Below are 273 nucleotides of genomic sequence, written 5' to 3'. Positions count from 1 at the left end.
AACGAGAGTGCCGGTGGCGTTCTGTTCAAGATGCGTGACGATCCGCGCGTGACACCCGTTGGCAAGTTTCTGCGGCGTTTCAGTCTCGACGAACTTCCGCAGTTCATCAACGTTCTCAAGCGTGAGATGAGTGTGGTGGGGCCGAGGCCGCCGCTGCGACGCGAGGTCGAGACCTACAACGGTGAGGTTCGTCGGCGACTATTGGTCAAGCCGGGAGTCACGGGCCTCTGGCAGGTCAGCGGACGATCCGACCTGTCGTGGGAAGAGACTGTC

At 61.2% G+C, this 273-nt stretch carries 1 protein-coding gene; it reads left to right on the top strand.

Features of this window, described 5'->3' with window-relative positions:
* A partial coding sequence (locus QWJ41_RS21345) for a sugar transferase (protein WP_302710515.1) occupies positions 1–273 on the top strand: 273 nt, incomplete at both ends.

The sequence above is a fragment of the Nocardioides cremeus genome (assembly GCF_030518195.1).
Taxonomy (GTDB): Bacteria; Actinomycetota; Actinomycetes; order Propionibacteriales; family Nocardioidaceae; genus Nocardioides; species Nocardioides cremeus.
The sequence above is the reverse complement of the archived record's forward strand: the minus strand, read 5'-3'. Positions and strand labels throughout refer to the sequence as shown.